This is a genomic window from Sphingobacterium sp. HSC-15S19, from assembly GCF_050433745.1.
Classification (GTDB): domain Bacteria; phylum Bacteroidota; class Bacteroidia; order Sphingobacteriales; family Sphingobacteriaceae; genus Sphingobacterium; species Sphingobacterium siyangense.
Map to the genome: position 1 here is coordinate 53,719 of NZ_JBNPWQ010000036.1, position 6,000 is coordinate 59,718.

Below are 6,000 nucleotides of genomic sequence, written 5' to 3' on the forward strand. Positions count from 1 at the left end.
ATTCCGTTATACGCGCTGTTTAATTTGTGTTTAAAGGCTCCAAGGAACCTAATGTTAGTATTCTGCGTGTTGTCGTCTAAGACATGTGATGTCTATCACATATAAACTATTTTTATTCATAAGGCATCGACGAAGTTATTTACCTTAACAATTGTCTTTTTAAATTATTTCATGCTAACATGAAAAATTGATAACGCTTATTCCTGAATTTTGTGTTGCAAATTTCGTCTATTTATGCGTAAAATAACAAAAACCAATTGCCATAGTTTTGTGAATTTTTTGATTGGTTAAAAAGCACTATCTTTAAATAGACATTAAATCGGTATATGGATAACTTTATAAGTGATATTTCAGGACAGCAATTTCCTTCGGAGCAACGTATTTTGGGGGCTTCAATCCGACAACCTATTTTTAAGCTGATAAAAAAGGAATATCCAAGTTTTAGTAAGGACAAGTATATCGCCGCAAGCGAGTTGACACGATTTAAGGAAACTTATATCTCCGAATTTCTGAAAGATGAGTCGGGGCAATTAAGTCAATTGGATCAGCAGGTAATCAATAGCTTTAAGGAAAATAAAGTAATCAGCGCAAGTCTGGACGGAGATGATAAGGAGTCAGTCAGCGTAGGAGATCGGGTTGCAGATAAAGTGGCTGAGTTTGGTGGAAGCTGGACCTTTATTATTTCCTTTATCTTATTTTTGATTGTTTGGATTGCAGCGAATATCTTTTGGTTGAATAATAAAGGCTTTGACCCGTATCCCTTTATTTTACTTAACTTGATTTTGTCCTGTGTGGCGGCCTTGCAGGCTCCGGTTATTATGATGAGTCAAAACAGACAGGAAGATAAGGATCGTGAACGCGCAAGAAATGACTATATGGTCAACTTGAAGGCTGAACTCGAAATCAGGGAATTGCATGAAAAAATAGATCATCTCATTATCCGCAAAGAACAAGAACTTGTCGAAGTACAACGGGATCAAGTGGAAAAATTGAGCTTTCTATTAAAAAAGATGGAAAAAATAGAAGAAGCATTTAAAAATAAATGAATTTAGAAGGAGTAATAGGAGAACTTACGTTTAAGTTTTCCAGGTCGGGGGGAGCAGGTGGACAACATGTAAACAAGGTGTCATCGAAAGTATTGCTGCAGTGGGATGTTGCGCTATCGACAGCTGTTTCTGTTGAAGAAAAAGCAATGGTGTTCACCGCATTGGCAAATCGTATAAATAAAGAAGGAATACTGCAATTGGAATGCGATATCGACCGGTCGCAGGTCCGCAATAAAGAAATCGCAATCGATCGCTTTAAGCGTATATTGATGGCCGCACTTGTGCCAGCAAAACCTCGTAAGAAAACCAAAACTCCGTATTTGAGTGTTCTCAAAAGGCTGGATCGAAAGAAACAACAATCTCAATTGAAAGCTTCAAGGAAAAAGAATTTCGATGAATAAATATGACAATATTCCGTATTGACAAAAAATAATAAATTGATTATCACTATATTGGTTTATAAACTAATTTATTAGTTGTTAAACTATGTTTTTAGTTATAACTTGTCTATTGATTTATTATTCAGGTATTTAATTTATTCTTGAGGAGTTATGGAGGATTTTAAAGAGTTAACGAAAGCTGAAGAGCAGATTATGCAAGAGCTCTGGGAGATGGGCCGTGGCTTTGTCAAAGAGATTATTGATCGACTTTCGGAACCGAAACCTGCTTACAATACGGTCTCGACCATCGTTCGTATTCTTGAAACGAAGGGCTTTGTAACGCATGAATCCTTTGGTAAAAGTCATCAATATTTACCAAAGATTTCAAAAGAGGAATATAAGAAAGGTATTACAGGTAAGTTATTAACCAATTATTTTGATAATTCGCCCAAAAGTATGCTCTCTTATTTTCTGGAAGAGAACAGGTTGGACATCAAAGAACTTGATGACATCTTGTCCATCATCGAACGTAATAAATAACAACCAATACTCTTTTATAAACTTTTGATTATGATTTACTTATTGATTGTCAATATTTCATTGATTATCAGTTTTGTGCTCTACAAACTGATTTTTAGAAAACTTACTTTTTTTCAATGGAATCGGATCTATCTGATTGGAATGGTTGCATTTTCTTTACTAGCTCCCGTGGGTATTTTTATTGAATTGCCCAAGACAGAGATGATTTTCAATCATATTCCACAGGTCGATTTAGGAACATATATGGATGTCGAAATCGGGAGCCCGATCGAAGAAAAACCTCTTTTTCTATTGGATATTCTTACCAAGATCTATTGGATAGGAGTGGCCGTCGCCTTTTTTTTCCTGGCGGTGCGTATCAGGCAACTTGTTCGGGTAATGCGCTCTTCTCCTGAATACTTGAGTTTTTCTTTTTTTAATAGGATTGTGATTGGAAAATCGATTAAAAACAAGGAGAATATTGCATGGCATGAGCAGGTCCATACTGCCCAGGGGCATTCCTACGATTTGGTGTTGATTGAGCTGCTGAAAATTTTTAATTGGTTCAATCCTGTTGTGTATTTCTTTCAAAAGGAAATAAGGTTTCAACACGAGTATATTGTAGATGAAATATGCTCGACCGATAAAGTGGCTTATGCAGAAATGCTGGTTGCTCATGCATTACGTACAGATCAATTGGCTTTTTCACATGAGTTTTCCAATCATTCTTTTTTAAAGCAGCGCATCACGATGTTATTTAAAGTTAAATCTGTACAAAGACAACGCTTGTTATATGTGATTGTGTTGCCCATGCTATTGGTGGTAGCGGGGTCTACGTTGATCTTTAATACGAGTAGGGCCAAGGATATGGTAGCAGATGTTGAAGAAAGCGTCAATAGGTTAACTGTGATTGATGAGCAGGCATTATCGAACCAACCTGAGGAGTTAAAAAACGAACAGGTAAATGAAGACAGGAAGATATACAAAGACCCGGAGGTATTGGCTATTCCAGTTGGAGGAATGAAAAAGTATGTCGTGGGATTGGCCAGTAGAATCCACGTGAGTGATGAAGCAATCAAGAATAATGTGATCGGGGTAATTGTCATCACAGCCATCGTGGAGAAAAATGGTGAGTTGAGCCATATAAAGGCTAAGAATGATTTGGGCTATGGCCTGGCATCAGCTGTGGAAAATGCTGTAAAAGCAAGTGGGAAATGGAAACCTGCAATCGTCAATGGGAAAGTCGTTCGATCGCTGCTTTCCTTGCCCGTTACCGTTGGCGGAAAAACAACTTATTATTGGGAGGAAACCGACACATTGGGCAGAAAGGTCCGGATGTCATCTCATTCATTCCCGGGCGCTGAATCTGGTGAAGAGACGGAAAAACAACTCAAGGAAGTAAAATCGATAAGGACGGAAAATGAGAGCGACCGCTGGAATCTTTCATTGGATTTTCAGTCCGACATAGTAACTTTTGATAAAGTTGAGGTGCAACCAACACCTATTGGGGGAATGCGATCTTTTATGATCTGGGTAGGCGATAATTTTGTTTTTCCTGAAGCAGCAATTAAACGGGAGGTTAATGGCATTGTTGAAGTGGTTTTTATTGTCGAAAAGGATGGTAGTTTATCCCATGTTGATGTAAAAAAAGATCTTGGTTATGGAACCAAAGAGGCGGCATTGGAGCTCCTAAAAGGTGCGAAAAAATGGAAACCGGGATTAGTCAACGGTAAACCGGTACGCGTGGCTTACACATTGCCGATTCGTTTAAATTTAAAGAAGTAAAGATTAGATCATAAATATGCAGAGCAGATTCATTCAAATTTTCTATTTTATTGTGGTTTTGGCCATGTTTTCTTCCTGTAAGTCCTATAAAGTGGTTCCCAACGGCTTTGCTGTAGAGGGAGATGAGTATTTTGTTAATATTAACAAAGAGCTCACCGTATTCCTCGGGGATGATATTATGGAGGATAAAAATTGGCAAGGTAAGACTAATCCGATTAATGCAAAGCAGGTTGACAATCGATTTCGTCGTGTATTGCGCCATTTACGCTATTCAGATACCGCGTATCAGGTTTTGTTTTCTGGACATCTGGAAGGAAAATATCAGTATGACATGCTTGCTGTAGTCAACAATTCGCCAAATGTAAAAGGGAAAAAAAATCACCTACTTGATTTAAGTTCTTTTCAACGGGAGCAAAATAAGGAGGGGCGATATTTTTATACGACTACAACTTTTAAGGGGCAAAAGCTGCTTCATTTTGTAATTCCGTTTAATGGGCGCCTTTGGCAAGAGAAAATGGTGTCGCTGATCTTTCTCTTCCCTGAGGATTTTACCGATATCGCGTGGGCGAAGGATGTGGTCATGTCTAATGTTGCTATGTATCGCGATCGTTATAAATTTACCCCGAGCCGCACAGAGATTTTATGCCCCGATGATGGTAGTAGCCGTTCACATTTGGATTATAAAATCCCTGAAGAAAAGGTGAATAAAACAGGCTATATGTTAATGAAAGCTTATGGCGAAGTTGACGGAGAACGAAAGCTGGTTGTTTACCGCGTGATGAAGCCCGGAGATTTTTATGGGTCCTTTGTGACCTGTAAAGGGGATTATGAAATTCTGTATACCACATTGCAAGACAAAATTGTTTGGCAGACTAAGGTGAATACAGAGCGGGATGTCGAATTCTAAAGAATAAATTGAAAGCCTTGGATCAATAATCCAGGGCTTTCAATTTATTTTTTAAATGCAAAATTTCATTTTGGAGCTGCTCAACTTTTTCCAATAGATGGCTAGCAACCTGAATTCCTGCAGGGTTTACTTCAAGGTCATAATAGAGATTTGAAAAACGCTCCAATTTTTGGAGCTCCTCTTCATCGATATATTGTTCTTCTTGTTGAATGACAATATGTATGAGCCCGTATTCCTCCATGCTTTGCAGAAAGGTTGTTTCAACCTTTCTTGACTGGCAGAAGTCGATGACTTTAATGAGTGTCGTTTCCATAAGATTATTGTTTTAAATCCTTCAACTGTTGGAACAATGCCTTTTCTTCGGCAGACAGATTATTGGGCATTTGGATATTCAATGTGACATAAAGGTCGCCAAATTCACCTTCTTTGCGGTATAAGGGGAATCCTTTTCCTTTAAGTCGCATTTTTGCGCCATTTTGACTTTCGGCTTTAATCTTCAGTTTAACCTTTCCGCCGAACGTATCTAAGGTCACTTCGCCGCCTAGAATAGCTGTATAAAGGTCTACATCAAGTGTAGTGTATAAGTCATTCCCCTGACGTTTAAAACGGGCATCTGGTGTGATGTTAATTGTGATATAGAGATCTCCCTTCGGCCCCCCGTTGATGCCCTCACTGCCATATCCTTTCAGTTTGATTTTTTGACCATCCTCCACTCCAGCATGAATCGTGATGCGGATACTTTTTCCATTGATATTGAAGGTCTGTTGATGTGTCGTGTAAGCTTCTTGTAAGGTTAAGCTGAGTTCGGCATTAAAGTCCTGTCCACGAAATGTACTTTGGCGGCCTCCCCCGCGTCTGCTGCCAAACATCTGTTCGAAGAAATCCGAGAATTGCCCATCATCAAAGTTTCCGGTGTACTCGTGGGAGCCGCCGCTACCAAATGGATTTCCCCCAGCTCCGAATGGATTTCCTCCGGCGGATTGGGACTGACGGTATTGTTGCTGCGCTTTTTCATACTCCTCTCCATGTTGCCAATGTTCACCGTATTGGTCATATTTTTTGCGCTTTTCGGGATCGGATAATACTTCATTTGCCTCATTAATCTCCTGAAATCGTTGTTTTGCCTCATTGTCATTGGGGTTGACATCAGGATGGTATTTACGGGCTAGTTTTCGATATGCTTTTTTGATCTCATCAGCTGAAGCTGTTTTATCAATGCCAAGCACTTTATAGTAATCTACAAAAGCCATAAATTATACTTGTTTTGTATTAAATTTACATTTAATTTTCCGATTACACACAAGCGGATAAAAATTGGCGAGAGCTATCGCAATCAAAGCAAGTCCCGCTGCTTATCTTTATG

Annotated in this window: 7 protein-coding genes; 5 read left to right on the forward strand and 2 right to left on the reverse strand. The window is 38.9% G+C overall.

Annotated features, from left to right (window positions below; genetic code table 11):
- The first annotated feature begins 326 nt into the window (after positions 1-326).
- The 5 genes from L1283_RS23205 to L1283_RS23225 all read left to right on the forward strand — a co-directional run bounded on the left by L1283_RS23205 (position 327) and on the right by L1283_RS23225 (position 4,637).
- Positions 327-1,046, forward strand: a complete 720-nt coding sequence (locus tag L1283_RS23205; RefSeq protein WP_088160301.1) for a DUF1003 domain-containing protein — start codon at positions 327-329, stop codon at positions 1,044-1,046.
- Positions 1,043-1,447 carry an alternative ribosome rescue aminoacyl-tRNA hydrolase ArfB gene (arfB, locus tag L1283_RS23210; protein ID WP_424545451.1) on the forward strand — a complete coding sequence of 135 codons (405 nt, stop codon included), beginning with the start codon at positions 1,043-1,045 and terminating at the stop codon, positions 1,445-1,447. The genes L1283_RS23205 and arfB overlap by 4 nt, the downstream gene beginning before the upstream one ends.
- 150 nt (positions 1,448-1,597) lie before the next feature.
- Complete coding sequence (locus L1283_RS23215; RefSeq protein ID WP_075991136.1) at positions 1,598-1,966, forward strand: BlaI/MecI/CopY family transcriptional regulator; 369 nt, start codon at positions 1,598-1,600, stop codon at positions 1,964-1,966.
- Positions 1,967-1,996: 30 nt separating this feature from the next.
- Positions 1,997-3,730 (forward strand): energy transducer TonB, encoded by a 1,734-nt coding sequence (locus tag L1283_RS23220; protein ID WP_429626484.1) that lies wholly within the window; start codon positions 1,997-1,999, stop codon positions 3,728-3,730.
- 16 nt (positions 3,731-3,746) lie between these two features.
- Positions 3,747-4,637: a hypothetical protein gene (locus tag L1283_RS23225; protein WP_429626485.1), complete on the forward strand. Its 891-nt coding sequence runs from the start codon at positions 3,747-3,749 to the stop codon at positions 4,635-4,637.
- Between the two features lie 22 nt (positions 4,638-4,659).
- Here the strand turns inward: L1283_RS23225 and L1283_RS23230 are convergent, their stop codons facing one another.
- Positions 4,660-4,950, reverse strand: a complete 291-nt coding sequence (locus L1283_RS23230) for a chaperone modulator CbpM (RefSeq protein ID WP_088160304.1) — start codon at positions 4,948-4,950, stop codon at positions 4,660-4,662.
- Positions 4,951-4,954: 4 nt separating this feature from the next.
- Entirely contained in the window at positions 4,955-5,887 is a 933-nt protein-coding gene (locus tag L1283_RS23235; RefSeq protein ID WP_429626486.1) for a DnaJ C-terminal domain-containing protein, read from the reverse strand.
- Positions 5,888-6,000: the final 113 nt, after the last annotated feature.